A 24,278-nucleotide genomic window follows, 5' to 3' on the forward strand; every position below is an offset into this window, starting at 1 on the left:
CTATGGCCAGTTACGATCAAAACTTCGACGGAATGACTAAACGGTTTGTCAAAAACATCTATGGCACGTCAAAAGGAAAATTACGCCACACCATTTTGTGCGAGTTACTCGATATTTACCTCGCTCCGTTAGCAAACCAATCATTATCAATACTGGATATTGGCGGTGGTACGGGGGTGATGTCTAAACGCTTTGCTCTGCGAGGACACAAGGTAACCCTAGTCGACGCTTCTGGCGAAATTATCGAACACGCGAAAACAGAAATGAAGGGGCTTAACAATGTGACTTATCGGCAAGCTTCTCTTTATGAACTTGAGGATATAAACCAATACGATTTAGTGATCTGTCATGCCGTTCTTGAATGGCTTGATAAACCACTCGACGCGCTAAAACACATAGTGTCGCATCTTGGTGATGACGCCATGCTTAGTCTTAGCTTTTTCAATCGGGATGCCGCACTGTTTGGTAACGCGGTATATGGTAACTTTGAGTACATCGCAAAGGGTATGAAAGTCAAAAATCAGATCAAGCTCAATCCAAATAACCCCGTAGTTCCCAGAGACGTGATAAAAGTTGTTGAAGACAGCGGAGCGCAAGTTGAAGAGGTGGCAGGTGTTCGTTGTTTTCACGACTATCTTAAAAAGGTTATCGATTCTGAAGCAATGTACAATGAGTTACTTGAATTAGAACGCCAGTACTGCCGTCAAGAGCCTTATAAGTGGTTGGGGAAGTATCTTCATTTATTGATAAAGGCTTAAAATTATCGGTTAAAATTTGAACATTATGTGATAAGTGGTACAATCAGTTATGTGATGAGTGTAATTTGTAGTCGTAATTTACTGGAGTAGTTTAATTATGAAAATACGCGAATGGCTGATATCCGCTTTGTTTCTTTTCTCTTTTTCTTCTTCCGCCGCTTTGATTACAAACGGCAGTTTTGAGCAAAATGATGTCCGTAATAATGGATGGAAATGGTTTAACGCGTCCGATGTGAACGGCTGGGAAGGCGCCAATATTGAAATTTGGGACAGCCTGCAGCGGTTTGAGTCTTATGACGGCGATCAGCATGCAGAGCTTAATTCTCACGCATGGCGAGGAGAGTATAGTATTTATCAGACCTTTGACTCTGTTGCTTCTCAGCGCTACCTAGTTAGCTTTGCTTATGCAGCGCGTCGTAGAAGCGGTGAGTCCTTTCGATTTGATATAATTGACAGCAACGATCAGGTACTTTTCACTCAGACAGTAAATGACCATCTACAAAAGCAGTGGAAGACCTTTTTTACCTCTTTTTCTGCGACAACCTCGGACACCACCATTCGGTTTACCAGTCTCAATCGAGGGACTTATGGTAATTTTTTAGATGATATTCAAGTCGAAACACTGACGCCTTTGCGTCTAGCAAGAGCAGTAAGTTCGCCTGCTTCAGTGGGTATATTACTGCTAGCATGTACCATACTATATGTTAGACGCAGCCAAAAGCCTCACTAGCACGTTGTTCCATCTTGTTGAGTGTTATCTACCAATGGCGACGCATTCGACGTATAAAATAGCGTCATGAAATCGGCGCTGATCTTTTGTTGCAGCTCTTTTGCTTCATTGGTTGGGCAAAAGAGCGATACCTTAACCAGAATATTCGCAAATTCGTTAGTTTCAATTGTCACTTCTGGCTCAATTTCAATAAATTCCGCTTCTAAGCTTCGCTCTATTACCCCTTTATACCGTTCGGCAACGTCGCGAAAATGATCACAGTGAATACGTGCTCTTTCAAGCAACTGGGGTAAAAACTCATAAGCGTTAATTTTCGGCTCAATTACCAACTCAAAATTGTGCATGGTGTAGCGTCGCAAGAAGTTGAGGTTCTTGATGGTATGCGTCACTAGCCGACTGTTTGGTAAATAAATATGTTTGCCCGTGTATTCAAAGGAGTCGTGGTGCACCTCCAAGAGTGTTAGCTTGGCCCAGTCAATTTCCACTACTACGCCCATTTGGTGGTCGCCAGTTTCGATCCAGTCTCCAACACGAAAGGGTCGCGCTCCAAGATAGTAAATAAACCCGATAAAGCATTGTATAAAGTCTCGGGTTGCGATAACCATGGCGACGGACAAGGCCGCTATAGAAATGGCAAATTCTTGTGCCTCATCTGCCCATAAAAAAAGGACCAAAAATACGAGTAGTGCGTTGTACAGCTGTCGGAATTGATTAAGTTGATGCCGTCTATCTTCGCCCGTTGAAGAACTACGGTTTCTGACGAAACGTACAACAGAGCCTTTAAACCAAAGCAATACGGAAATTACCAGCAAGGTAGTGACGAATTTGTATTCGACACTCAATGCTAATGCCGTTTGCAATAGGGCCTCAAATTGCTTGAGGGATTCGACCATAATTTCCTCACCCGGTAATGATGTTAACGCTAGGCGACAATGCTCGCCACTAAGCTGCTGTCGCAAGTACAGTGCAAAATATTGTTAATTGTTGTCTGTGTTATTTGTTCCAAGGCTTCTTCAGTAAAGAAGCCTTGATGGCCTGTGATTAACACATTGTGGAAAGTGGACAATCGTTCGAATACATCATCTTGAATGACCTCAAGAGAATGGTCTTTAAAGAACAACTCGGATTCCATTTCATAGACATCTAAGCCAAGAAATCCTATGTGGCGAGATTTCAATCCGTTAATGACATCCACTGTGTTTATCAGACCACCTCGAGAGGTATTGATCAACATTACCCCTTGCTTCATTAATGCAATGGATTGCGCATTAATCAGGTGATGGCTGTCTGGTGTAAGTGGGCAGTGCAAAGTGATGATATCGCTTTGCTGCAAAAGTTCGTTCATCGATACGTACTCTACACCCCATGAGACTAAGTCTTTGTTAGGGTAGGGGTCAAAGCAAAGTACGCTGCAGCCAAATCCCAACAAAATCTTAGTCGTAGCTTGTCCGATGTTGCCTGTTCCTACCACACCCACGGTTTTGGCATGCAAAGTAAAACCCATTAAGCCGTTTAAATCGAAGTTGCTTTCACGTACGCGATTGTATGCTTTATGCAACTTTCGGTTTAACGTTAGCATTAATGCGATGGCGTGTTCAGCTACCGCTTGGGGAGAGTACGCAGGAACCCGTGAGACGGAAACACCTACAGCCTTCGCTTGGACAATATCGACGTTATTGTATCCCGCACATCTAAGGGCGATGTGTTGGCAGCCCAATGAATGCAATCGGTCAATGACCTTAGCGTTTAAGGTGTCGTTTACAAATACGCAAACCACGTCAAAGCCAGCCGCTAATTCAACGGTTTGTTCATTTAAATGCGCTTTAATGAAGGTAAAAGCAAGCCTCTGGTCTTTGTGTGCCGTAAAAAAGGCTTCATCGTATGGCTGCGCACTGAAACAGGCTACTCGAACAAGGTGTTGTGACATACAACGTCTATGCGTCTAGTAGTGAAACAATACTTGATTCGATATCTTCAGGTTTGGTGGTAGGCGCAAAGCGTCTTACCACTTGTCCCTCTTTGTTGACGAGGAATTTAGTGAAGTTCCACTTGATCCCCTTGCTTCCTAAAAAGCCGGGTGCAGCTGTTTTTAAGTGGTTGTAGAGTGGATGAGCGTTATCACCATTTACCTCAATCTTTTTGAACAACGGGAATTGTATGGAATAGTTCATATCACAAAACTGCTGTATTTCGTTATCGTCGCCCGGTTCTTGATGGCCAAATTGGTCACAGGGAAAGGCGAGAATTTCTAACCCCTTTTCTCTGTACTTTTTATACAAAGATTCCAAACCTTGATATTGGGGAGTGAATCCGCATCGGCTCGCAGTGTTGACGATGAGTACCACTTTTCCTTTGAGTCCGGCGAGCTCCAGTGCGTCACCGTTGTTTAATGTAGCGGTAAAATCGTGAACAGAACCAGACATAATAACTCCCGTTGTTTTGTAATCTTAAAAATGGTGTTTGCATCAGGTTCTAGCATACCGAGGTTTTTCGAATAAACCAATACAAGTCTATGACGTAAAAAGATTATCTCTACAATTTGGTAGTACGAACAGTTTAACTTACGTAAACACGCAAAATTAGATTTTTGGTTCAACATTCAAAGCATTGACTGCTAGTATAGCCCCAACAAAATAGTGGAGTGATAATCAGCTATGAAGAAAGTCAGTTTTTTAGGTCTAGGGGTAATGGGTTACCCGATGGCGGGTCATTTAGCAAATCATGGGTATGAGGTAACGGTTTACAATCGCACAACCCGTAAAGCTCAGGAGTGGCTTAACACCTATAGCGGTTCGCTTGCTGAAACACCAGCTACCGCAGCCAAAGGGGCAGACGTTGTTTTTTTATGTGTTGGTAATGATGATGACCTCCGTCAAGTCGTACTTGGCGATGAAGGTGTACTGTCAGAAATGAAAGAAGGTTCAGTGCTGGTTGACCATACTACCGCGTCAGCCAGTATCGCTAGAGAACTTCACCTTGCTTGTAAAGACAAAGGTATTGGGTTTATTGATGCCCCCGTATCAGGCGGCCAAGCCGGAGCGGAAAACGGACAACTTACCGTCATGTGCGGTGGTGACCAAGCTGATTTCGACGTTGTGCAGCCCGTAATGGACGCGTTCGCACGTCACAGTCAATTGTTAGGCGACGCCGGTAGTGGCCAATTGGCCAAAATGATGAACCAGATTTGTATCGCAGGTATTGTACAAGGCCTAGCCGAAGCCTTGCATTTTGGTCAACAAGCGGGGCTAGATTGTAACGCCGTAATCGATGTAATCAGCAAAGGTGCCGCACAGTCGTGGCAAATGGAAAATCGCGCTTCAACGATGATGGAAAATCAATATGAGTTTGGCTTTGCGGTTGATTGGATGCGTAAAGACTTAAACATTGCTTTGGACGAAGCTCGCCGCAATGGTTCTACTCTGGCGCTGACGGCGTTAGTCGACCAGTATTACGCAGACGTACAAAAGTCTGGCGGCGGTAGGTGGGATACATCTAGCTTGCTGACACGCTTGCATCGGGAATAATGTTTGCTTCGTTGGTCTGTGGCGGTGGCAAAAAGTATGCGGCCGCTGCTTCTATTTGCTGTCGCAAACGGTTAAACCTATCAAGGTTATTGCCTTCAAGTGGTGTCGACGTTAGGTGCTCTAATAACGTTTTTACCGTCATAGTGCGAAATGAATGGCGTTTAGCGTCAACTAAACAGTTGAGTAAATTTAACGCAAACGCCGCCGTGTTAGGCATGAGGTCATACGCGTCAAAGAAGTACGCCATGGCCTTGTTATAATCTTTAGCAACGAAGAGTTTTGTGCCCGTATCATTCAGGGCAAGTGCTCTGTCATCAGCCAAACCCATTTGACGTTCGCTTTCTTTCATGTGCTGAACATTGCTGACTTGGTCACTAATCGCCGTAAAATCTGAAAGTTTCTCTCGCACAAAATCCATATAGTCTGCGGCTTTTTCGGCCTCGCCCAAGCTTTTCCATACTTTTGCAGCGCAAATCAAAGTACTGGCATCGGCACGTGAAAGCTGTTCCATATTTTCTTGTGAAACCAGTTCTCTTGCGCGTTTAAAATCATTGTCCAACACGGCGGCATATGCCATGAGAAAATCGTGTTTTTGCGCGCCTAACGTGTCTGCAGTGCCACGACCCGCTATACCAATTAGTTTCCTAGCTTGACTGAGACTTTCTTCCCTTTGATTCACCGGGCTCTGTTCAGCAATGCTCAAATAAAACTCTGCTAACTCATAAGTAAATTCATCGAACCGCTCTCTGGTTGAGCGATTAAACTCCCGCTTTTTCTGCAGGAGCTCGATACCTTCGAGCACTCGGTTTTGTTTCTTGTAGGTCATTGATTTAAGCTTGGTGGCTGGCACGCTCAACTCACTATCATTGATGTGATTGAGGTAAAACTCAGCCTGAGTATAGGATTGCTCAAGAAACGACAAACTGGCCAGCCATTCAAATGCTTTATCACGAGATAAATTGCCGCTGACGAGTTGAGATAAATTATTCTTACAATGAGAAAATTGACCTTCGAGGTACTGGCATTTAATTTTGCCCCATTGTGCCCATAGCACTCGGTCTGAAGCGGCGAGTACTTGATCGTAGATACGTCGAGCTTGTGCATAAAAACCCGCCTGCATGAGTACTCTTGCGTGAAGCTTGTTGACTTCAGATAGCAGCTTCTTATTTGGATTGTTCAGTTTGACTTTTTCGATCTCGCGAATCGCCCGTTGAACATTGCCATTGTCTAAGTCTGACAGCACATTGTGAACTTCTCTTCTGAAGTTGACATATTGGGTCATGGCTCGGGTTAACGTTGCGATCGTGTAAGGTTTCAGCAATAACACATCAGGGTGAATATCTATGATGTGGCCAATAGTATGGGCAGCATGATCCGCAGTAATAAAAACGACACCGGTACTAGGCCGAATAAATTCTGCTTCCCTTAGATGTCTGACCCATTCAACGCCATTTTTACGTTGGCCCAGATGATAATCAAAAACCACGATATCAAAGTTTTGTTTTTTGAGTGCCGACTTCAACTCATTGCCATTGCTGAAGCTGAACACATCAAACAAGCCCACCGACAGTAAATGACTGCGTAAATTGGCGCGCGCGGTAGCATTATCTTCAACGACTGCAAGGCGGTACTGCAATGGAGTTGACCTATCGAGTAAAAGTGGACTTATATAACCATATCAGTTCGAAATAGTCACGTCTGGGAGCTTGGGAATCAAATTTAAAACAACCGTATTAATTGTGAATTCTTTACCTTGAGGTGCGCCGATCGCCTGTGTTTGATATGATTTACCTTAGTCTTTGAAAGTAGTGAAAAATTAATATGTGGCAATGCCCAATATGTGCCAAACCCTTGGCGTTAGCGAATAAGTCTTGGCGTTGTGAAAACAATCATACCTTTGATTGTGCCAAGAGCGGCTATGTCAATCTTTTACCCGTACAACAAAAAAAGTCGAAGCAGCCGGGTGATGACAAAACGATGGTACGAGCTCGCCAGCACTTTCATCAACAAGGTGGCTACCAGCCATTAATGAACTGGTTAGCTGATGAAATCAAATGTCACTTTGCAGCGCAAGACCATGTTCATATTTACGACGCCGGTTGCGGAGAGGGGAGTTATTTAGCGAGTATATGTAAACAGCTTCAAACTCAGGGTGTTCAAGTGACCGGTGCAGGCAGTGATATATCGAAAATCGCTGTAGAGCTGGCCTCTAAAGTATACAAGCAACAACACTTTGCTGTAGCAACCAGTGTGAATTTACCCGTCCCCGATAATTCTCTGGATGTCGTTATTCAAGTTTTCGCGCCGGGTAGTAGCAATGAATATTCGCGAGTGTTGAAAAAAGGTGGCTTGCTAGTGACGGTGGACCCTGCGGCTAAACACCTGTGGGAACTGAAAACGCAGATTTACGCTTCACCGGAACAGCACGATGAAACGCTCGAGACACGTGCAAATTTCGAATTAATTAAAGATGAACGTTTAGGCTTTGATGTCAAACTGTCCACTACACAACAACGCACCTCGTTGCTTCAAATGACGCCTTACTATTGGAAGTTAAACTCGCATCGGTGTGATTCGCTTATTCAGTCTCTTGAATCTGTGAGTGCCCAGTTTGCCATCCGCGTGTGGGAAAATAAGGCTTAAACTATGTTCAAAGCATTATTTCTAGACAGGGATGGCATTATCAATGTGGATAAAGGCTACGTTCACAAAATAGAAGATTTTGAGTTTATGGACGGTATTTTCGAACTGGTTTTGTCTTATTCAAGGGCGGGCTATGTCCCCGTTGTGGTGACCAATCAATCAGGAATTGGTCGAGGCTATTACACCGAGGATGACTTTTGGGTGTTGAGTGAATGGATGACATCACAGTTTCAAAATGCAGGTCTTGAGCGACTTCCCATATATTTTTGTCCTCACCATCCCCAAGCGGCAATTCAGGCCTATCGACAAGAATGTCACTGTCGCAAACCTAACCCCGGGATGTTGTTAGATGCCCAGCGTGATCTGAATTTGGATTTAGCGGCATCAGTCATGATTGGTGACAGCTGGAGAGATATCCAAGCCGCTTTTGCTTGCGGTGTGAAAAAGTACGTATATGTCTCAAACTCTGAACCTTCATCATACGATGACTACGCCCTTATAGCGCCTGGTCTTACCCATGTTTCTACTGTGCGTGAGATTGAGATCAAGTAACAAGGAATGAGGCCGCCTAACAGTAAGGCGGCTTTTCGTTAGCTTGAGAAGCGAGTCAGATGTTTAATCGCTCTGCTGAGTAAGTCCACATTTAAAGCTTCGTCACTGCGGTTGCTGGTATCTATATTTAGAATCTCGTAGCTACCATTACTCAGTACTTCTATCTGCTGACCTTCGTGTACCACAACGACCTTTTCTCCCGATGTGCTGACAATCCAATTTCTAGACGGAGACAGTAAGCTTTGGCCGGTCGAGTAGGTAGCTGGGTCGGCAGCGCAACCTAGCGCATCCATTACTGTAGGCGCGAGGTCTTCGATACTGGCTAGTGGCGTTTTAATGGCGAGATTGGTAAACAATTGTCCTTTGGAAACGGCGCTTTCACTGGGGTTAGTTCTTGTCGCTATTATTACGTCTGAGCTCGCGAGCTTGGACGGTGTAACAAAGTCATCGATGGCCTTTGCCGGCAAAAAAGCGATAGTTAAACCAGAGTTTGTAGATTGCGATTGAAAACGCTTATATCGCTCTAACAACGTTGAGTCTTCTGCAATGAGATTGACCGCCATACCTTGTGCTTGAGGAAGTGCTAGCAATACCGGTATTTGGGCGCGAATGCTCTCCATGTAAATTTCTGGGACGCCAAACAAAGTAGAGTCAACCAAAGCACCAGGCGTAGTAGCATTTGAGAAAAACGAATCGGTTTGTCTCAGGTCAAACATAGACATGTCAGATAGCGGTTGCGTATCCGTTTGCACAATGAGGTAGAGATTTCGGCTATTATCGATAGAACAATAGACCGGTGCCAACGGATAATTGAACTGATGCAACATGGGATCAAATTGCAATTGTTTACGTTCAAGGTAGCTATCGATATCCAACAATCCATAGCGAGACATCGTCGTTTTCGCCGTGGCTGGATAAGATAAGGGGAACATATTGTCTTGCTTGATAACCGGTTGATACAACTGAGCGTCAGCCCACACATGTATGGCGTGGCTGCTCACGAAACAAACAACAAAAAAGCTGCTCAAAGGAATACCTAGGCTGTAGTGCAGCAACCTATCAATTCTTTTCCAAATGGCGTTAGCCAAAATTAATTGAAATCCCAGCCACACGACAAAGAGTAAAAACAGAAAGCCCCATTGCTGCCACCCAAATTGCACGATTTGGTTTTGCGCTTCAGCTTTGAGTAAATCGGCAGAACTGAAACTGATGTGGAAGCCAGTTTTGTTATACAGCAGTGCATCAAAGGCCAAGAGGGCGAGTCCAATGGCGGCAATGATTGAACCCGCCGCTTTGACGACTCGGGAAGACGTCACAACATAACAAAGGGGCAAGACAAAAATCACAAAGCCGAAAAAGGTGACGAAGCTGATATGGCCTAACCAATTAGCAAACAGATAACCACCACCAAGGACGGTTGATGGAAAGGGCGACGAAAACACAAATATAGACGCAATAATGAGCGCAATAACTATATTGGCGAGTGCAAACCAATGCCCCCAATTTACCAGCTTTGTCACCCGTTGGCGGCGGGGAGATTCAGCTAAAATCATGGTCTTCGCTCTTAACCTTGAACGCTTTTTAGAAGGACACTTGAAAACTGTTCAGCCATCTTTTGACGCTGTTGTGCAGGTACTTGATTGTTGAGAATGTTGGTCACCAAGTTTCCTAAAATCATGAGTGAAAGATCGCGGTCGGCATTGTTTTCTTCAAGTACGACGATGATCTTGTTCATTAATGCTTCAAATTCTTGATTGCTATAGCGACTTGTTTGGGGCATTTGAACGCCTCTTTTGGTTTGTTCTTCATAAACAAAGGAATTACAGATAAAATGATTATAATCGTTGTGTGATTGATAACAATCATTCATTCATAAATCACCAATTTAACCCGTTTATCGAAGGTTACGGTGTTGAATTTGTAACCGAAAGGCCTTTATTTTACTAATGAGTGCGCTAATACATCACTTTGTCGTCCATCAGCTAGTTGTCAACGCTGATGACAAAATTACCGTTTTACCAAGACCCGACTGTCTGCCGGTGACAGCAGAAATAGAACACTTAGCCCATCTGATCAATCACAACTTCAATATTAAGCCCGGAAAAGGCGTGGGGCGATTCTTGGAAGAAGGCGATGAAAACGCAGACGAAAATACTGCCGCGTTTTCACAATCATTGTCGCAATTTCTCGAAACGTGGAAAGAGGATAAAACGGCTTCAGCAGACGCATTTCATCAATTGAGTGTCAGTGCAGCTAATCAACTGATCAAGGCTCTAGTTGACACAGGTACAGTAGAATCAGGCTTTCTCGTCTTCTCAATGTATGAGTTTCTAGCAACGGATTATTTGATGATTTCCCTTCTTAATACCAAATCTCATGTTGAGGTCAATCGAGAACTCGAGTTGTCGTCTAGAGAGCACCTTGATTTGGCTAAGATGCAGTTAGCTGTTCGAATTGACCTAACGCAATGGCAGATTCAACCTGAGTTACAGCGTTATATCAGTTTTATCAAAGGTAGAATGGGGCGCAAGGTTTCAGATTTCTTTATGCAATTTGTGGGATGTGAAGAGCTAGTAGATAACAAACAACAAAACAAGCAGCTGGTATCAACGGTAGATGCCTATCTCGCATCTGAGTCTTTAGACCCACAAGAAAAAAATGAACATCGCGAACAGGTAAAAAGTTACTTCAAAGAGAAAATCGATAGTGGAGAAACTGTCAGCGTAACGGAATTATCACAACAGCTACCGGTTAATAATGAGACCAGTCAAACCTTTGAACATTTTACCGCCAATATGGAAACGCCGTTTGAAAAAGAAATTCAACCTGATCCAGCGGCGTTAAAACAGTTGGCAAAGTTCACTGGTCAAGGCGGTGGTGTTTCATTAAGTTTTGATCGCAAACTACTTGGTGACCGAATTTCATATGACCCGAATACCGACACGTTAGTTATTCGCGGTATTCCCCCCAATTTAAAAGACCAACTCACTCGTAATAGTGGAATGAATTAAGTCTTTTCATCTTAATTATCAGGCGTCTCTTGCTAAATAGGGTATACTGTTGGCATTTGGCGCTTTACGTGTGCCTGTCGTTTTTAACGCTGTGTTTTTATTGAACACTGTCAATAGGTGGTTATTCACACTTTATGCAACTTTTTGTAAATGATTTAACAGTTATGGATTTCTCTTATTTGTGTCCTGAGCGTGGCATGGTAGGAGAAAGCTGGATTGTCGACGTTATCTTGGATGGAGATTTAAACGACGAAAGTATGATCCAGGATTTTGGTAAGGTTAAAAAAGACCTCAAACGCTTGATTGATGAATATGTCGATCACAAGCTCCTCGTTCCAGCAGAGCACGATGCAACGGCAGTGCGACACGAGACAAACAGTGACCACGTCGAAGTGAAATTTACGTTCTCGCAAGATAAACTCATTGCGCTGTACTGTCCCGCTGAAGCATATGCATTTATTTATGCCGATAAAGTGACGATGGCATCGGTACGTGATTATCTTCGAGAAGTGTTGGCAACGCACTTACCTGATAACGTCGATAACATTGAATTGTTGCTTCGTACAGAAGTGATAACGACACCGTTTTATCATTACACTCATGGTTTAAAGAAGCACGACGGCAACTGTCAACGGATTGCTCACGGCCATCGCTCTAAAATTGACATTTATACGAATGGCGAGAACGATTTAGCAAGTCAACAATATTGGGCTGAACGTTGGGCTGATATTTATATCGGCTCGGAAGAAGACTTGGTGCCAGTCGAGCAGCTCAAAATGACTTTGAACATTGCAAACGACAAGTACTACGCCTTTGCATATGAGTCATCACAAGGCTATTTTGAAATGGCGATTCCCAAGTCAGTAACCGAAATTATCAATACAGATTCGACCGTAGAGTGCTTAGCACAACACGTTCTCAATGTGCAATTAGACAGACAGCCGGGTACACAGAGTCGAATTCTCGCATATGAAGGCGTCGGTAAAGGCGCGATGATCACCAGTAAATAAGGAACAGTTTAGGGTGACTTTTTTATATAAATTCAGGTTTCATTTATTAATTGCCATCTTGGCACTGTTGTTTACCGCGCGTTTTGCCGCTGCGCAAACGACCCCGCAGCTGAAGTTAACGGGAGAAATCGTTCAGGGCAGTTTAGTCAGAGGGCAAGTGCCAAAGGGGACAAGTGTCTTGTTTGACGAAAAGGCGCTCTATGTTGATACTGACGGGCGCTTTGTGTTTGGCTTTTCACGTGATGACGAGAGCACGCATACTCTCGTGTGGGTAGACACTACTGGAAAACGTCATGAAAGAACGTTAACGCCCCAAAAAAGGCAATACAACATTCAGCATATAGATGGCTTGCCTCCAAAAATGGTAACTCCTCCGGAGGAGGTGCTTCAGCGTATACGCCGTGATTCATCGGTAGTTAGAGAAGCCCGCAAACCAGTTAGTGATTACAGTGATGTGTTTGGCAATTTTATATGGCCGACAGAAGGCACAATTACCGGAGTTTATGGCAGCCAACGCGTGTTAAATGGCGAGCCACGTCGACCTCATTATGGAATAGATTTGGCAGCACCAGTTGGTACGCCGGTAATAGCGCCAGCGGGCGGGGTAATTACCATGGCCGAAAATGATCTCTATTATTCCGGTGGTACCATTATTTTGGACCACGGCGCCGGTGTGTTTTCGGCGTTTTTACACATGAGTAAACTTGATGTTAAGGTGGGTCAACGAATCGAACAGGGTCAGAAAATCGGTGAAGTTGGTGCAACGGGCCGTTCGACAGGCCCGCATTTAGATTGGCGAATAAACTGGCTAACCATGCGCTTAGACGCTGAACTATTGGTTCCAGCTCGCTAACCACTGTCGACAAATGTCCGCGTCCTTGACGAACACGCGACAAACATCGTCGGCGGCTTCAAGCACGGGCAGATAGAGTACTATTAGTCTGCCTTCTCGCAGTACACTCAACTTAACTGGATTGCTTTGATTGGAATGGACGAAGCGTTCGAAGAGGCTAGTCGTTACCTCGTAGTCCTCAACGGCGACAATCACATCCGCTACCATTAGCCCAGCTTGGCTTGCTGCAGTGTCTTCCCGGATTACCTTTACCTCCAATCCCTTTACATGAGTGGCAACGGTTAACCCAAGGCCATTACGCGGCATGATGGAATTCAGCTCTCCGCCTTTGTCATTGAGGCTTTGTTGTTGGCGGTAGTCAATCGCTAAGCCTGCAACGGGTAAGAGAGCTTGTAAGTCAACATCTTGTGTACCATAGACGACATCACTGAGGTAGCGACTCACGTCCACCTGAAAGTGCTCTAAGCAGAGGGTTTGAATGACATTCCATGGTGTGCCTGATTCATCCGCACCGTAGTGCGACCATAATAACCGCATTAAATCATCCAGATTGTAGGTACCTTCTGACGCGTTTCGTAGTAACAAATCTAAGCCCAATGCAACAATGCCGCCTTTGGCGTAGTAACTCACGATAACGTTTGTCGCGCTGGCATCTTGTTTGTAAAAGCGAGACCACGCATCAAAACTGGACTCGCTGATGGTTTGACGCTTTCTCCCTTTGTTTTGCTGTACTCGGGTAAAGGTTTTGCTTAGCAGTTGGCAATATTGTTGGGGGTCGATTAACCCGACTCGTGCCAAGGTGACTTCGTCGTAATAGCTGGTAAAGCCTTCATAAATCCATAGTTGGTCTGTGTATGTTTCCTTGCTTAGATCTGGAGTGACCATAACATCGGGTTTGATTCGCTTGACATGCCAGGTATGGAATAGCTCATGGCTACACAAACTTAAGAAATCGATGTAGCTGTCTGTTTTGTTGGCCCCTTCGTTTAAAAGAGGTAAGTCAAAACGGGGAAATAGCAATGCCGTTGAGTTTCGGTGTTCCAATCCACCGTAGCCTTTATCACTGAGCAGCGTCATAAACAAATACTCAGAAATCGGTGGCGTGTCTTTAAACATGCGCAAATGATGCTCGCATATTGGTACTAGGTCTTTAGCAATACGCGATATATCAATGGGATCATTGCCCGAGAAAAGCAGCGTAAAATCAACGCCCGATACCATGAACTTTTCGGTTTGGCAGACGCCGATAAAAATAGGGTGGTCGATAAGCGCTTCGTAATTTTTTGCTACGTAACCGCGCTCTTCGTCACCCAAGCTAGTATGTATGGACCACTGTGTTGGTATTGATTGACGTTCAAATACCACTTCACAGTTGAGTGATTTAAGCGATGGATCGCACAAAAATACACTCGTGCCATTGAGAAAAGCGTATTGATCATTGATAAAAGCAGAGCGCACTGATAGGTCGTTGGCATGGACAAGGTAGCAAACTTCGATTGCTTGTCCCGAAGTTTTGACTTCCCATGTTTGTTTGTCTGTCTTGCGCCAATTTACCGGTTCGCCTTGTTCGCTTGTCGCAGAAAATTCGATGATGCTCTTGGCAAAATCACGAATCATGTAGCTGCCCGGGATCCATGCTGGCAATGTCAAACTGAGTGAAGGTTTGGCGTGTTTAGGGATGTTGCATTTTACCGTAACAAGGTGGTCAGCAATCGATGTGACTGCGATTGAATACCGAAGCGCGGATTGGTGTGGCATAGAAAACTCATTGATAAACATTTGAAGGGCAAAGATAGCGAATAATCCATCGCACTTGCAATGGATAATTATCGCACGCTAAAGTGTACGGATAAACAATAAGCAAAAGAGAAGTCTAGAAGTGAATCAGGCGAATGTTTCATTAACTCGTGAACACATTGATTGCCTCAAAGCCCTAGTGCCAGGAACCAGTGTTGATTTACAGATATCTACTCCTACGTCACCCAAACGCGTAAAAACGACATATGTGGGCTTGATGATGTCGCAATGTGTGATTGTTCAAGTTCCCCAAGAAGCAAAGTTTGGCATGGTAAGAGATCTGCTCAACAACGGTGTTGATGTCGTTGTGAGATACGTATTAGAGGGCGATGCTGGTCAAGTTATTGCCTTTAAAGCACAGGTGATAAGGGTGTTATCAAATCCTGTGCCCATGTTATTGCTTACCTTTCCCAAGGTTGTTCAAACGATCGGATTGCGTGCAGAAAAGCGCTTGCCGCCTGGGATCGTCAGTACAATTGACATTGCGAATGAAGACAAGTCTCATCAAATCAACGGTTTGATCGTCGACGTGTCGAATACAGGTTGTCGACTAGCCATCGCAGTTGCGCCAGAAATGGACGGCTTAGCGGAAGAACAGCAAATCACGGTTACTATTCCCATCGAAGACGATGAGTTAAAAATTGCTGCAACCGTGAAAAACATAAAAAGGGATTTTGATTACGTTTATTACGGTTTGCATTTTGAAGAACAAGATAAACTGATTGATCAGCTAATGGAACGTTACTTTTTACAAGTAGAGTAGGTCAAGTCTCTATCGTCAATAATGCGAACCGTTCATCGTGATTTTTCGTGGTTCACTCTCACAGCGTGCGATAAGGATGACAGACAGTGCGACCAAACAGTGTTGGTCAGTCCACGTTTAGATTTATAATAGAAACAATTAGTAAAAATGAATTTGGGTTACAGTGATAAACTGGCAACGACTATTTGACAACAACGAACGGTTATTTTGGGTGCTGCACAGCGTTGGCTGGATAGGCTTTGCAATCATCTACTACATAGGTTCGTTCCTCCAAGACATGAGGCCCATTTGGGTCTTTATCATCGTTCTCAATGCTTATGCGGGTTGGCTACTTACGCTTCCTTTGCGCTATGTGTTCCGTTATGCAAGAGGACTGTCACTACCTAAGATGATTGTGATAGTACTAACAGCTTCATATGTTGTAGCCGCAGCTTGGGCGGTGATAAAAAACGTCAACTACTGGGAGATATACAAACATGGTTATCGCCCTGAGATGTGGTTTATGTACTTCCGCCACACAATTGATAGTTTAATTATGGTCGGCTGTTGGGCTGGCGGTTACTTCTGTATTAAAAACTTTCAAATGCTACAAAAGGAAAAACAAAACGCATTGAAAGCCTCCACGATGGCGCATCAGGCTCACGTGAAGATGTTGCGATATCAACTAAATCCCCATTTTTTGTTTAACACGCTCAACGCCATATCGACACTGGTGTTATTGAAAGAGAACAAAACGGCAGAAGCGATGGTTTCTAGATTGAGCGATTTCTTGCGTTATAGTCTCGACAATGACCCTATTAAGCGCGTTCCGCTGGGACAAGAGATTAAAGCCTTAAGGCTGTATTTAGAAATTGAAAAAGTCAGGTTTGACGACAGGCTAGAAGTCAATTGGGATATTCAAAGTGAATGTGAGTCTGCCCTTGTCCCCAGCATGATTTTACAGCCCATTATTGAAAATGCTATTAAGCATGCGATATCGAAAATGGAAAAAGGCGGGCAGATTGCGATAAGTGCCACTATCTTTGGTAATGACCTGTTAATGGACGTTGCCGACAATGGGCCAGGTGCAGACATCGTAGAAGGTCAGTTAAAACGGGAAAACGGCGTTGGTTTAGCAAATATTCGTGAGCGTCTACAGTCACTTTATCAGCGTAATTTCGCGTTTACGATAGAGCATAATCAGCCATCAGGTGTACGAGTAAGAATCAGAATTCCTTATGAAGTAAAGGACGCGTAAGCAATGGAAAAGAAAATAATAAGAACACTAGTTGTTGATGATGAGCCATTAGCTCGTAAGGGCTTGATGGTAAGACTACAGAGCCACGAGGATGTTGACGTTATCGCAGAGTGTCAAAACGGTTTGGATGCCGTCAGTGCAATATCCCAGCATCGACCTGATCTTGTCTTTCTCGATATTCAAATGCCGGGATTAAATGGCTTTCAGGTGATTCACAAGCTCAGAGAGCTAAAGCAGCCAATCCCGATGATAGTGTTCGTGACAGCCTATGACAGTTACGCTATCAAGGCTTTTGATGTGCACGCACTGGATTATCTGCTTAAGCCAGCTGACGACGAAAGGTTACAGGATGCACTAGACAAAGTGAGAGAGTACTTTTCGACCCAACACCAAGATGAGCAGTCTCGTAAATTGGTAAGCCTTGTTGCTGAGTTAACCGGTGACGATTGCGAGGAAATACTGAGAAAGCTAGCAGCAGGTGAAGCGGTAGAAACCAATCCGTACCCAGATGTACTCGCAATTAAAGATGGTTCTGAAGTTACTCGGGTCGCGGTTCAGGATATCCAGTGGATAGATGCGGCTGGTGACTACATGTGTGTACATGCATTGGATGGCATGCACATTATGCGGAAGACGATGAAAGAACTTGAGCAAGAACTCAATCCACAGTGGTTTGTTCGTGTGCACAGAAGCGCCATTGCCAATATTCGATTTGTGAAAAAATTGGTGAGCCATATCAGCGGCGAATACCATTTAATATTACAAAATGACACTGAACTCAAAGTGAGTCGCAGTCATAGAGATAAAGTCAAAGCGGCAATGAAAATGTAATTTCGACGGTGTAGCGTAACCGAATGGGATGGTTTTTGGTTACGCGTAACCGTTATTGAATCTTTGGTTTGGTCGCTATCATCGACTTAATTAATTGTTTAGGCAGTGGTTTTGTTTTTTCCCAAGTCGTAATTAACGGCACTTCAACGGATTCACTGTTTTCTTCACCAATCATGATGCCTGTTTGGCCTTGTTGAATAGCCTCCACTGCACCTACGCCTAATTTAGTGGCAAGCAGCCTGTCTTGACTCACTGGTGCGCCACCCCTTTGAACATGCCCGAGTATCACAGGGCGGACTTCACTGTTAGTTGTTTGTTCCAACGCGCTTACGAATGAATTAAGGCCGCCTGGCCAAACGTTTTCGGCGACAACAATGATAAAACTCACATGGCCTTGTTCATCTCGCTGTAGCGATAACTGGTTTCCTATTTCACTTAATGTGACCTCAATAGATTGAAAACGCTCGGGTAGGAGGACATAGTCAGAGGCCGAGGCAACTGCCGCACTGAGCGCCAGAAAACCAGCGTGCCGACCCATCACTTCTACAACGAAAATACGTTCAAAAGCGTCTGCCGTGTCTCTGACTTTATCTATCGATTCTACTGCGGTTTCAATCGCTGTGTAGTAACCAATGGTGGCGTCAGTACCATATATATCATTGTCAATGGTGCCAGGGAGCCCGATAATCTGCCCAGCCCAATAATTAGAGAGATGGTTTGCACCTCTGAATGATCCGTCTCCGCCGATAACCACAAGCGCGTCGATGTTAGCCATTTCTAAATTCCTTGCCGCTTTTTGTGCTGCGCTGGTTGACTTAAATTCAATGCATCTTGCGCTGTGTAAAATCGTGCCACCTCGTTGATTTAGGTTGTGAACGTCTTTATGTCCAAGGCGGACATATTCTTGGTTCAGGAGGCCATTGTATCCATGCAAGTAGCCAAGCGTCGTATAGCCAAGGCTCTCATTAGCCAAAACGATGGCCCTGATACATGCATTCATTCCAGGTGCGTCGCCACCAGACGTTAATACTGCAATTGTTTTTGACACAGATTGAAACCCTTTACTGATTTAAATTAATAGAACTTTTTTATAGTCTAGAACTCAATAGCTTACGTAATCTTGATAAGCATCAATGACACGGTGCGTTGGTGTATTGTTGGCCGCGTACAGACTGGGTTGGGCTACTGTTCAGTCGTTTAGGCTTTTTTCCAATATTTAGATTGGCAAATTTTCAGGTTTTATTCCACATGCAACGGGAAGAATGGAAGCATGAATAAAAAATTACTCATAATTGTTGCGATGACACTACTGCTATCCGCGTGTTCATCAAAGTTTGCGTACAACAACTTAGATTGGTTGGTACATTGGTATTTAGACGATTATATTGAATTGACCAAAGAGCAAGAGGACTTGTTTGATGGTTATTTTTCAAAATGGCATCAATGGCATAGAAGCGAGGAACTGGACAAATACGTTGCTCAACTAAAAGCGCTCAAACAAGACATTGAACAAGATGAACTTAACGCAGAGTCGATGGCCAGTCACCTCGATAGTGCGACAACACATTGGACTCGCTTGATCGATGAACTTGCTCCAGAACTGGCTGTACTAGCGAAAAACCTTGACGAAGAACAAGTTGAATCGCTTTTTGCCTCGTTAGAAGACGAAAACCTGAAAAGTGAAGAAAAACTGCTCAAAAACGCCGATTTGGATGAAAAAGAAAAGTTAGAAAAGCGCCAAGAAAGTTTGTATGACGATTTAAAAGAGAGAGTAGGGCGCCTATCAAAATCGCAAAAGGCAATTGTGGATAGCTACTCACCAAAGTTTGTTCCGACTGGTTTGCAAAACATCGAGTATCGTCGGAGGATTCAGCAAGCCGCGAAAACGTTATTTGAAAACAAAGATAGCAATGCCAACTTCGAACAAGACTTAGTGTATTTATTGACTCACACAGATGAATTTCGAGGCGAAAAATACATCGCAGATTCGGACCACAATAGAGCCTTGTATACTGCTATGATGAGTGATGTATTGCCCACGCTTTCTAGCAAGCAAAAACGCAAGCTAATCAAACAAATACAAGATATGATAGAGGACTTTGAAGACTTATCGGAAGCGTGATGCGTGTCTAATACCGTTCGGCCATTATTTGGATTTTCACTCTCACTGATTACAGCGGTGTTATGGGGAGTATTACCGCTGTTTCTCGCTATATGTTTACAAGTCATGGACAGCGCGACGATTACCGTTTATCGGTTTATTGTCGCTGGCCTGTTCGTACTTTGTGTGTTGATGGCCAAATCAGCAATGCCTCCTTTTCGGAAAATTGGTACATCGGCGTTGTTACTTGTTGGCGCTGCCACAATAATGCTAGTGGTAAATTACGTAACAAACGTGATTGGTTTGAAATACTTAAGCCCCGGAAGTGTGCAGGTGTTGATGCAACTTGCGCCGTTGGCGTTGATGCTCGGGGGGGTCTTTATCTACAAGGAACCCTATACGCGAATTCAGTTTATCGGTACCTGCGTTTTGCTGATAGGTTTAGGGTTATTCTTTAATCAACGACTGCCACAGATTTTGGCTTCTGAAACAGAAGACAGCTTGGGGATCATTATCATTATTGGGTCTGCCCTTGCTTGGGCAGGCTATGCGCTTTGTCAAAAAGTGCTGCTTCGGAAAATGACAGCCATGCAGTTAACCCTGTTCATATACCTGTTGGGGGCATTGATACTGGTTCCCTTTAGCGAGTTTTCGTTGATCATTGAACTCAACAGTGTGCAGTGGTGGTCACTTGGCTTTTGTTGTCTTAACACTATCATTGCTTATGGCGCTTTTACTGAGGCTTTGAGAATATGGCATGCCTCTAGAGTCAGTGCGGTTATTGCGCTAGCACCAATCTTTACATTTCTATCCATGTTAGTTGCAGAACACATTGCCCCTGATTGGTTTATTCAACCTGAAATGGGTGTCATGGCGTGGGCAGGAGCTGCCTTGGTGATTGGGGGTTCAATTATTACCGCACTAGGTAAAGCAAAGACATAAGTTGAAAGGTGGTTATCATGGATGTTAAGGCCTCATCTTGGCGTAAAAGAGCGGATGAAATAAAACCTTTCCGCTGCAAAAACACAGTTGTAGTGTTAGAAAACCCGATGGACGTCAAGAACATAGGTACAGCAATCCGTAATGCTAATGCCATGGGCGTGGATAAAATCTATGTAGTTGATAGTCAAAAGAAGCTGCCTGATGACTGGGAATCGATGCGCAATCGAAGGTCGCTGTCTAAAACCTCGGTATCGGCCATACGTTGGACTTTTGTAAAACGTTTTGATAGCACAGAGGCGTGTATTAGTCATTTACGCAAAAAGCGTTTTGTGTCGGTAGTGACTTCGCCTCATGTGAAAGGTAAGAAACACTGTAATCTGGAATCAGCGGATTTTACCCAAACGCGTTTGGCAATCTGGTTTGGCAATGAGTCTAGGGGTATTAGCAATGAGGCGCTGGCTCAAAGTGAGTTTTGTACCTCTATCCCGATGTTTGGAATGATTGAGAGCTTAAATTTGGGTACGACAACAGGCATTGTCTTATACGAAGTCACAAAACAACGCCGTGCATTTCAGGAAAAGTACAAGCGTGCTATTCGCCGCCCTAAAGTAAAAACGTAAAAAGCATTTTAAGGAGAAAATGAGATGGTCACCTGTTACTTAAAATATCAAATTGATCCCTATAAAATTGAAGAATTTGAGCACTACGCGAAGCTCTGGATCCCATTAGTCGAAAAATTTGGCGGGCAACATCACGGCTATTTTTTACCCTCGGAGGGGGCCAGTGACATTGCATTTGCACTGTTCACTTTTCCAAGCCTAGCGGAGTATGAATCCTACAGAGAAAGATCATTCGCTGACGCGGCGTGCTCGGCTGCGTTTGACTACGCCAAAAAGACTCGCTGTATATTGAGTTACGAGCGCAGTTTTTTACGACCTGTATTTAAATAGCATCAAGCAACAGTCGACAACGATTTAAGCGCCTGGAGTATAGGGCGCTTTTTTTTGCTTTTTTTCCGTCTTATACAATACTCAAGGTTATGTTTTTACTCGAAAGTTTTGGGGTAGACGAGTGAATTGCACCAGTCATCTTGTTTTTTCGTGTATTGCGCTAGGGGCTGTTAGCCCAATAGCAAGTGCCAATAATGAGCACCATGGTGGCATTGATCACAAAGCTCATCCGCATCATTTATCTGTACTTGTAGGTAATACCGATTTGGACAACGAAGGGAGCGGCTTTACACTGGGTATCGATTATGAGTACCGAGTAAATGACGTTCTCGGTCTCGGCGTTGTCGCTGAATACGCACGAGGAGATTTAGAAGCATGGACGTATTTACTCGTTGCCGATATTCATATTACCAACCAATGGATACTACAAGTCGGCCCAGGTACAGAACATACCGATAAACACGACTTGTTTGTGGCGCGGTTCGGTACGCTGTACGAATTTGAGTTTGAGGGTGGTTGGACACTTGCACCCCAAATACATTATGACTATCACGATGGAGGTGATGACGCTATCGTTTATGGAGTTGCATTGGGAATGGCGTTTTAAAGCTTAATCTGTTCGGATGTCACTGCCTCTACCAAATGACGTAGCCACTTGTGCGCTGGGTCTTGGTGGTTCCGGCGCAGCCAATACATATTCACATCATTACTTTGCAAAGACAATGGCGTGTCGAAACTCACGATAGGGTGGTGAAGACAACAAAATGCGAGGTATCTTGAAGGACCTGTCCAAATGACATCTGAACCAGCGAGAAAGTAAGGCGCGTTTGAGAAACTGAAATTGATCCCATGTAAACGCCGAGTACGCCCAATTTTGTCTAAGGCATTATCTACGACTGAACGCCTGCCATCATTGATACTAGACAGTAAATGCGGATAGTGCAGATAGTCATCTAACGTTTTATGTGTCTCTAAAATGGGATGATTGGCGTCGACACAAGACGTGAAGCCGTCTTGGTAAAGTTTCCTGTGTTTGATTCGAGAATCGTCAATCTCTCTTATGCCGATGGCTATGTCGAAAAGACCTTGTATCAGCCCTTCAGTAATCGTGTTGGCGTTGATTTTAACTAACTTGAGTGTCGCATTCGGCGCAAGTTGGCGAATTTGGTTCAACAACATTGGCCCATACATTTGTTCGAAAAAATCCGAGCAAGCGATTGCAAATGTTGTTTTCGTGGTATGCGGTTCAAAGACCGAGGGTTGAATAATGTTGTCAAGCTGAACCAACCATTGTTTTAATGCCGGGTACAAGCTCGCGGCCCGTTGGGTCATCTCCATTTTGTTGCCGTGGCGCACGAATAAATCATCTTTAAACGCCACTCTTAACTTTTTCAAGCTATGGCTAATCGCAGACTGCGAAAGATGAAGGACTTGCGCGGTGTTTGTTGTCGTGCCTGATTCGCACAAAACGACAAACAAGCGGATCAAACTAATACTGAGGTTATGATTTGTATTCATAGCAATAGGCAATCAATGTCATTACCTTCATATCCTAACGCCTTGTTAGCATGACGTCCATCAACACTAAGAAAGGCGAAATCATGAATATATTATTAACTGGCGGTTTAGGTGGATTTGGGATACTGATGACAAGGGAGCTTGTAAAGCGCGGGCACAAGGTCATCGCCACCACGCGACAACTCAACAGGCAATCGTCAGCACAAGCTGAACTCGAAAATTTAGGCGTCAGTGTTATTGAGATGGATGTCACTTGCTCCCACAGCGTAGAAGAAGCGATCGCACGTTGCTATACAGTGGTCGATAGACTTGACGTTGTCGTTAATAACGCGGGGCAGGGAGTCTTTGGGCTTCAAGAAGCCTTTTCAGCAAATGACTATTTTAGACTATTTGATATCAATCTATTTGGTGTTCAGCGAGTATTGAAACACGTGTTACCCCATTTACGCTCACAGCAAGGCGGCCTAGTTGTCAACGTGTCGAGCTTACTCGGCAGAGTCGTCTTACCTTTTCACGGTCCTTACAACGCATCTAAGTGGGCACTGGAAGCGATGACAGAAACGTATCGCTATGAGCTCTCGAGTTTTGGTATTGATGTCTGCTTACTTGAACCGGGCGGATACCCCACATCATTTGGAGCAAATTCGATGTCTGCAGAACAGGATTTAAGCGACCAGTACCAGGACTTATTGCCACAACCTCAATTTTTTGCCGATAGCTTTGCTACTGCATTAGCTAATAACCCTCAACAAGACCCGCTAGATGTTGCAATCGGGTTATGCGATTTGATTGACACTCCTCACGGACAGCGCCCACTGCGAACAGTCATCGATAAGCTAGGTATGGGTGACGCTGTCAACCCATTGAATGAGGCGAACGAGATGATGACTGACCAAATTTACAAGGCATTTCACATCGACCATATGAGGCGCTTGAACCGATAAATGAATAGACTTTTGTGTCATTGGTAAAAACAGCCACTTTACTGTCATCAATGCATAATTGACCCATTGAGAGTCGCTATTTTCGGTATAGGATTTAGTACGTCCAAAATAGGC

The 24,278-nt window shown here is 44.2% G+C and carries 26 protein-coding genes; 17 read left to right on the forward strand and 9 right to left on the reverse strand.

What is annotated here, in order from left to right:
• Positions 1-2 precede the first annotated feature (2 nt).
• Complete coding sequence (locus AC27G9_RS02465; RefSeq protein WP_487070665.1) at positions 3-758, forward strand: methyltransferase domain-containing protein; 756 nt, start codon at positions 3-5, stop codon at positions 756-758.
• 97 nt (positions 759-855) lie between these two features.
• The gene (locus tag AC27G9_RS02470; protein ID WP_487070667.1) at positions 856-1,488 is read left to right on the forward strand and encodes a DUF642 domain-containing protein; all 633 of its coding nucleotides are present in this window, start codon (positions 856-858) and stop codon (positions 1,486-1,488) included.
• On the opposite strand, the gene AC27G9_RS02475 is transcribed toward AC27G9_RS02470, so the two are convergent.
• The 3 genes from AC27G9_RS02475 to AC27G9_RS02485 are packed head-to-tail and all read right to left on the reverse strand — an operon-like array spanning position 1,485 to position 3,911.
• On the reverse strand, positions 1,485-2,381 hold the full coding sequence (locus AC27G9_RS02475; protein WP_487070669.1) for a mechanosensitive ion channel family protein: 897 nt from the start codon (positions 2,379-2,381) through the stop codon (positions 1,485-1,487). The two genes, AC27G9_RS02470 and AC27G9_RS02475, sit on opposite strands and share 4 nt — an antisense overlap.
• Positions 2,382-2,410: 29 nt before the next feature.
• Positions 2,411-3,415, reverse strand: coding sequence for a 2-hydroxyacid dehydrogenase (locus AC27G9_RS02480; RefSeq protein WP_487070671.1), 1,005 nt, complete (start codon positions 3,413-3,415; stop codon positions 2,411-2,413).
• A 7-nt stretch (positions 3,416-3,422) separates the two neighbouring features.
• Positions 3,423-3,911 carry a glutathione peroxidase gene (locus AC27G9_RS02485; protein WP_487070673.1) on the reverse strand — a complete coding sequence of 163 codons (489 nt, stop codon included), beginning with the start codon at positions 3,909-3,911 and terminating at the stop codon, positions 3,423-3,425.
• A 231-nt stretch (positions 3,912-4,142) separates the two neighbouring features.
• On the opposite strand from AC27G9_RS02485, the gene AC27G9_RS02490 reads away from it, so the two are divergent.
• Positions 4,143-5,012, forward strand: a complete 870-nt coding sequence (locus tag AC27G9_RS02490) for an NAD(P)-dependent oxidoreductase (protein ID WP_487070675.1) — start codon at positions 4,143-4,145, stop codon at positions 5,010-5,012.
• Here AC27G9_RS02490 and AC27G9_RS02495 read toward each other — a convergent pair.
• Positions 4,981-6,648 (reverse strand): response regulator, encoded by a 1,668-nt coding sequence (locus AC27G9_RS02495; RefSeq protein WP_487070677.1) that lies wholly within the window; start codon positions 6,646-6,648, stop codon positions 4,981-4,983. The two genes, AC27G9_RS02490 and AC27G9_RS02495, sit on opposite strands and share 32 nt — an antisense overlap.
• A 185-nt stretch (positions 6,649-6,833) precedes the next feature.
• Between AC27G9_RS02495 and AC27G9_RS02500 the strand changes: the two genes are divergently transcribed.
• Both AC27G9_RS02500 and gmhB read left to right on the forward strand, forming a co-directional pair.
• Positions 6,834-7,655, forward strand: coding sequence for a putative RNA methyltransferase (locus AC27G9_RS02500; RefSeq protein WP_487070679.1), 822 nt, complete (start codon positions 6,834-6,836; stop codon positions 7,653-7,655).
• Positions 7,656-7,658: 3 nt separating this feature from the next.
• Entirely contained in the window at positions 7,659-8,207 is a 549-nt protein-coding gene (gene gmhB, locus AC27G9_RS02505) for a D-glycero-beta-D-manno-heptose 1,7-bisphosphate 7-phosphatase (RefSeq protein ID WP_487070681.1), read from the forward strand.
• A gap of 38 nt (positions 8,208-8,245) precedes the next feature.
• Here the strand turns inward: gmhB and AC27G9_RS02510 are convergent, their stop codons facing one another.
• Together AC27G9_RS02510 and AC27G9_RS02515 are read right to left on the reverse strand one after the other, a co-directional pair.
• Positions 8,246-9,760 carry a DUF3413 domain-containing protein gene (locus AC27G9_RS02510; protein ID WP_487070683.1) on the reverse strand — a complete coding sequence of 505 codons (1,515 nt, stop codon included), beginning with the start codon at positions 9,758-9,760 and terminating at the stop codon, positions 8,246-8,248.
• 11 nt (positions 9,761-9,771) lie between these two features.
• Positions 9,772-9,987, reverse strand: coding sequence for a YejL family protein (locus AC27G9_RS02515; protein WP_487070685.1), 216 nt, complete (start codon positions 9,985-9,987; stop codon positions 9,772-9,774).
• A gap of 166 nt (positions 9,988-10,153) precedes the next feature.
• Between AC27G9_RS02515 and yejK the strand changes: the two genes are divergently transcribed.
• The 3 genes from yejK (at position 10,154) to AC27G9_RS02530 (ending at position 13,081) form a co-directional block, all read left to right on the forward strand.
• Entirely contained in the window at positions 10,154-11,218 is a 1,065-nt protein-coding gene (gene yejK, locus AC27G9_RS02520) for a nucleoid-associated protein YejK (RefSeq protein WP_487070687.1), read from the forward strand.
• 134 nt (positions 11,219-11,352) lie between these two features.
• A complete protein-coding gene (locus AC27G9_RS02525) occupies positions 11,353-12,228 on the forward strand; it encodes a 6-carboxytetrahydropterin synthase (protein ID WP_487070689.1) in 876 nt (291 codons plus the stop codon).
• Positions 12,229-12,241: 13 nt separating this feature from the next.
• Positions 12,242-13,081: a M23 family metallopeptidase gene (locus tag AC27G9_RS02530; RefSeq protein ID WP_487070691.1), complete on the forward strand. Its 840-nt coding sequence runs from the start codon at positions 12,242-12,244 to the stop codon at positions 13,079-13,081.
• Here AC27G9_RS02530 and AC27G9_RS02535 read toward each other — a convergent pair.
• Positions 13,061-14,839, reverse strand: a complete 1,779-nt coding sequence (locus AC27G9_RS02535; RefSeq protein ID WP_487070693.1) for a M61 family metallopeptidase — start codon at positions 14,837-14,839, stop codon at positions 13,061-13,063. The two genes, AC27G9_RS02530 and AC27G9_RS02535, sit on opposite strands and share 21 nt — an antisense overlap.
• Before the next feature lie 121 nt (positions 14,840-14,960).
• Here AC27G9_RS02535 and AC27G9_RS02540 point away from each other — a divergent pair, with 121 nt between their 5' ends.
• The 3 genes from AC27G9_RS02540 (at position 14,961) to AC27G9_RS02550 (ending at position 17,709) form a co-directional block, all read left to right on the forward strand.
• Positions 14,961-15,641 (forward strand): flagellar brake domain-containing protein, encoded by a 681-nt coding sequence (locus tag AC27G9_RS02540; RefSeq protein ID WP_487070695.1) that lies wholly within the window; start codon positions 14,961-14,963, stop codon positions 15,639-15,641.
• Between the two features lie 166 nt (positions 15,642-15,807).
• The gene (locus AC27G9_RS02545; RefSeq protein WP_487072041.1) at positions 15,808-16,878 is read left to right on the forward strand and encodes a sensor histidine kinase; all 1,071 of its coding nucleotides are present in this window, start codon (positions 15,808-15,810) and stop codon (positions 16,876-16,878) included.
• Between the two features lie 3 nt (positions 16,879-16,881).
• Positions 16,882-17,709 carry a LytR/AlgR family response regulator transcription factor gene (locus AC27G9_RS02550; RefSeq protein WP_487070697.1) on the forward strand — a complete coding sequence of 276 codons (828 nt, stop codon included), beginning with the start codon at positions 16,882-16,884 and terminating at the stop codon, positions 17,707-17,709.
• 52 nt (positions 17,710-17,761) lie between these two features.
• On the opposite strand, the gene AC27G9_RS02555 is transcribed toward AC27G9_RS02550, so the two are convergent.
• Positions 17,762-18,757, reverse strand: a complete 996-nt coding sequence (locus AC27G9_RS02555) for an ATP-dependent 6-phosphofructokinase (protein WP_487070699.1) — start codon at positions 18,755-18,757, stop codon at positions 17,762-17,764.
• Positions 18,758-18,979: 222 nt separating this feature from the next.
• On the opposite strand from AC27G9_RS02555, the gene AC27G9_RS02560 reads away from it, so the two are divergent.
• The 5 genes from AC27G9_RS02560 (at position 18,980) to AC27G9_RS02580 (ending at position 22,309) form a co-directional block, all read left to right on the forward strand.
• Positions 18,980-19,831 carry a DUF6279 family lipoprotein gene (locus AC27G9_RS02560; RefSeq protein WP_487070701.1) on the forward strand — a complete coding sequence of 284 codons (852 nt, stop codon included), beginning with the start codon at positions 18,980-18,982 and terminating at the stop codon, positions 19,829-19,831.
• Positions 19,832-19,834: 3 nt separating this feature from the next.
• A complete protein-coding gene (locus tag AC27G9_RS02565) occupies positions 19,835-20,752 on the forward strand; it encodes a DMT family transporter (RefSeq protein WP_487070703.1) in 918 nt (305 codons plus the stop codon).
• Between the two features lie 17 nt (positions 20,753-20,769).
• Entirely contained in the window at positions 20,770-21,372 is a 603-nt protein-coding gene (locus AC27G9_RS02570) for a TrmH family RNA methyltransferase (protein ID WP_487070705.1), read from the forward strand.
• A gap of 24 nt (positions 21,373-21,396) precedes the next feature.
• Complete coding sequence (locus tag AC27G9_RS02575) at positions 21,397-21,702, forward strand: NIPSNAP family protein (RefSeq protein WP_487070707.1); 306 nt, start codon at positions 21,397-21,399, stop codon at positions 21,700-21,702.
• Between the two features lie 121 nt (positions 21,703-21,823).
• Complete coding sequence (locus AC27G9_RS02580) at positions 21,824-22,309, forward strand: hypothetical protein (protein WP_487070709.1); 486 nt, start codon at positions 21,824-21,826, stop codon at positions 22,307-22,309.
• Here the strand turns inward: AC27G9_RS02580 and AC27G9_RS02585 are convergent.
• The gene (locus AC27G9_RS02585; protein ID WP_487070711.1) at positions 22,306-23,220 is read right to left on the reverse strand and encodes a LysR family transcriptional regulator; all 915 of its coding nucleotides are present in this window, start codon (positions 23,218-23,220) and stop codon (positions 22,306-22,308) included. The genes AC27G9_RS02580 and AC27G9_RS02585 overlap by 4 nt on opposite strands.
• An 83-nt stretch (positions 23,221-23,303) precedes the next feature.
• On the opposite strand from AC27G9_RS02585, the gene AC27G9_RS02590 reads away from it, so the two are divergent.
• A complete protein-coding gene (locus AC27G9_RS02590; RefSeq protein WP_487070713.1) occupies positions 23,304-24,164 on the forward strand; it encodes an SDR family oxidoreductase in 861 nt (286 codons plus the stop codon).
• The last annotated feature ends 114 nt before the right edge of the window (positions 24,165-24,278 follow it).

Source organism: Alteromonas sp. 5NS40-0096, from assembly GCF_057544385.1.

What these genes read in the sequence shown, in the direction of transcription:
- AC27G9_RS02465 (WP_487070665.1), top strand. Translation starts at nt 3, where the DNA reads ATGGCCAGTTACGATCAAAACTTCGACGGAATGACTAAACGGTTTGTC.
- AC27G9_RS02470 (WP_487070667.1), top strand. Translation starts at nt 856, where the DNA reads ATGAAAATACGCGAATGGCTGATATCCGCTTTGTTTCTTTTCTCTTTT.
- AC27G9_RS02475 (WP_487070669.1), bottom strand. Translation starts at nt 2,381, where the DNA reads ATGGTCGAATCCCTCAAGCAATTTGAGGCCCTATTGCAAACGGCATTA.
- AC27G9_RS02480 (WP_487070671.1), bottom strand. Translation starts at nt 3,415, where the DNA reads ATGTCACAACACCTTGTTCGAGTAGCCTGTTTCAGTGCGCAGCCATAC.
- AC27G9_RS02485 (WP_487070673.1), bottom strand. Translation starts at nt 3,911, where the DNA reads ATGTCTGGTTCTGTTCACGATTTTACCGCTACATTAAACAACGGTGAC.
- AC27G9_RS02490 (WP_487070675.1), top strand. Translation starts at nt 4,143, where the DNA reads ATGAAGAAAGTCAGTTTTTTAGGTCTAGGGGTAATGGGTTACCCGATG.
- AC27G9_RS02500 (WP_487070679.1), top strand. Translation starts at nt 6,834, where the DNA reads ATGTGGCAATGCCCAATATGTGCCAAACCCTTGGCGTTAGCGAATAAG.
- gmhB (WP_487070681.1), top strand. Translation starts at nt 7,659, where the DNA reads ATGTTCAAAGCATTATTTCTAGACAGGGATGGCATTATCAATGTGGAT.
- AC27G9_RS02510 (WP_487070683.1), bottom strand. Translation starts at nt 9,760, where the DNA reads ATGATTTTAGCTGAATCTCCCCGCCGCCAACGGGTGACAAAGCTGGTA.
- AC27G9_RS02515 (WP_487070685.1), bottom strand. Translation starts at nt 9,987, where the DNA reads ATGCCCCAAACAAGTCGCTATAGCAATCAAGAATTTGAAGCATTAATG.
- yejK (WP_487070687.1), top strand. Translation starts at nt 10,154, where the DNA reads ATGAGTGCGCTAATACATCACTTTGTCGTCCATCAGCTAGTTGTCAAC.
- AC27G9_RS02525 (WP_487070689.1), top strand. Translation starts at nt 11,353, where the DNA reads ATGCAACTTTTTGTAAATGATTTAACAGTTATGGATTTCTCTTATTTG.
- AC27G9_RS02535 (WP_487070693.1), bottom strand. Translation starts at nt 14,839, where the DNA reads ATGCCACACCAATCCGCGCTTCGGTATTCAATCGCAGTCACATCGATT.
- AC27G9_RS02550 (WP_487070697.1), top strand. Translation starts at nt 16,882, where the DNA reads ATGGAAAAGAAAATAATAAGAACACTAGTTGTTGATGATGAGCCATTA.
- AC27G9_RS02560 (WP_487070701.1), top strand. Translation starts at nt 18,980, where the DNA reads ATGAATAAAAAATTACTCATAATTGTTGCGATGACACTACTGCTATCC.
- AC27G9_RS02570 (WP_487070705.1), top strand. Translation starts at nt 20,770, where the DNA reads ATGGATGTTAAGGCCTCATCTTGGCGTAAAAGAGCGGATGAAATAAAA.
- AC27G9_RS02575 (WP_487070707.1), top strand. Translation starts at nt 21,397, where the DNA reads ATGGTCACCTGTTACTTAAAATATCAAATTGATCCCTATAAAATTGAA.
- AC27G9_RS02585 (WP_487070711.1), bottom strand. Translation starts at nt 23,220, where the DNA reads ATGAATACAAATCATAACCTCAGTATTAGTTTGATCCGCTTGTTTGTC.
- AC27G9_RS02590 (WP_487070713.1), top strand. Translation starts at nt 23,304, where the DNA reads ATGAATATATTATTAACTGGCGGTTTAGGTGGATTTGGGATACTGATG.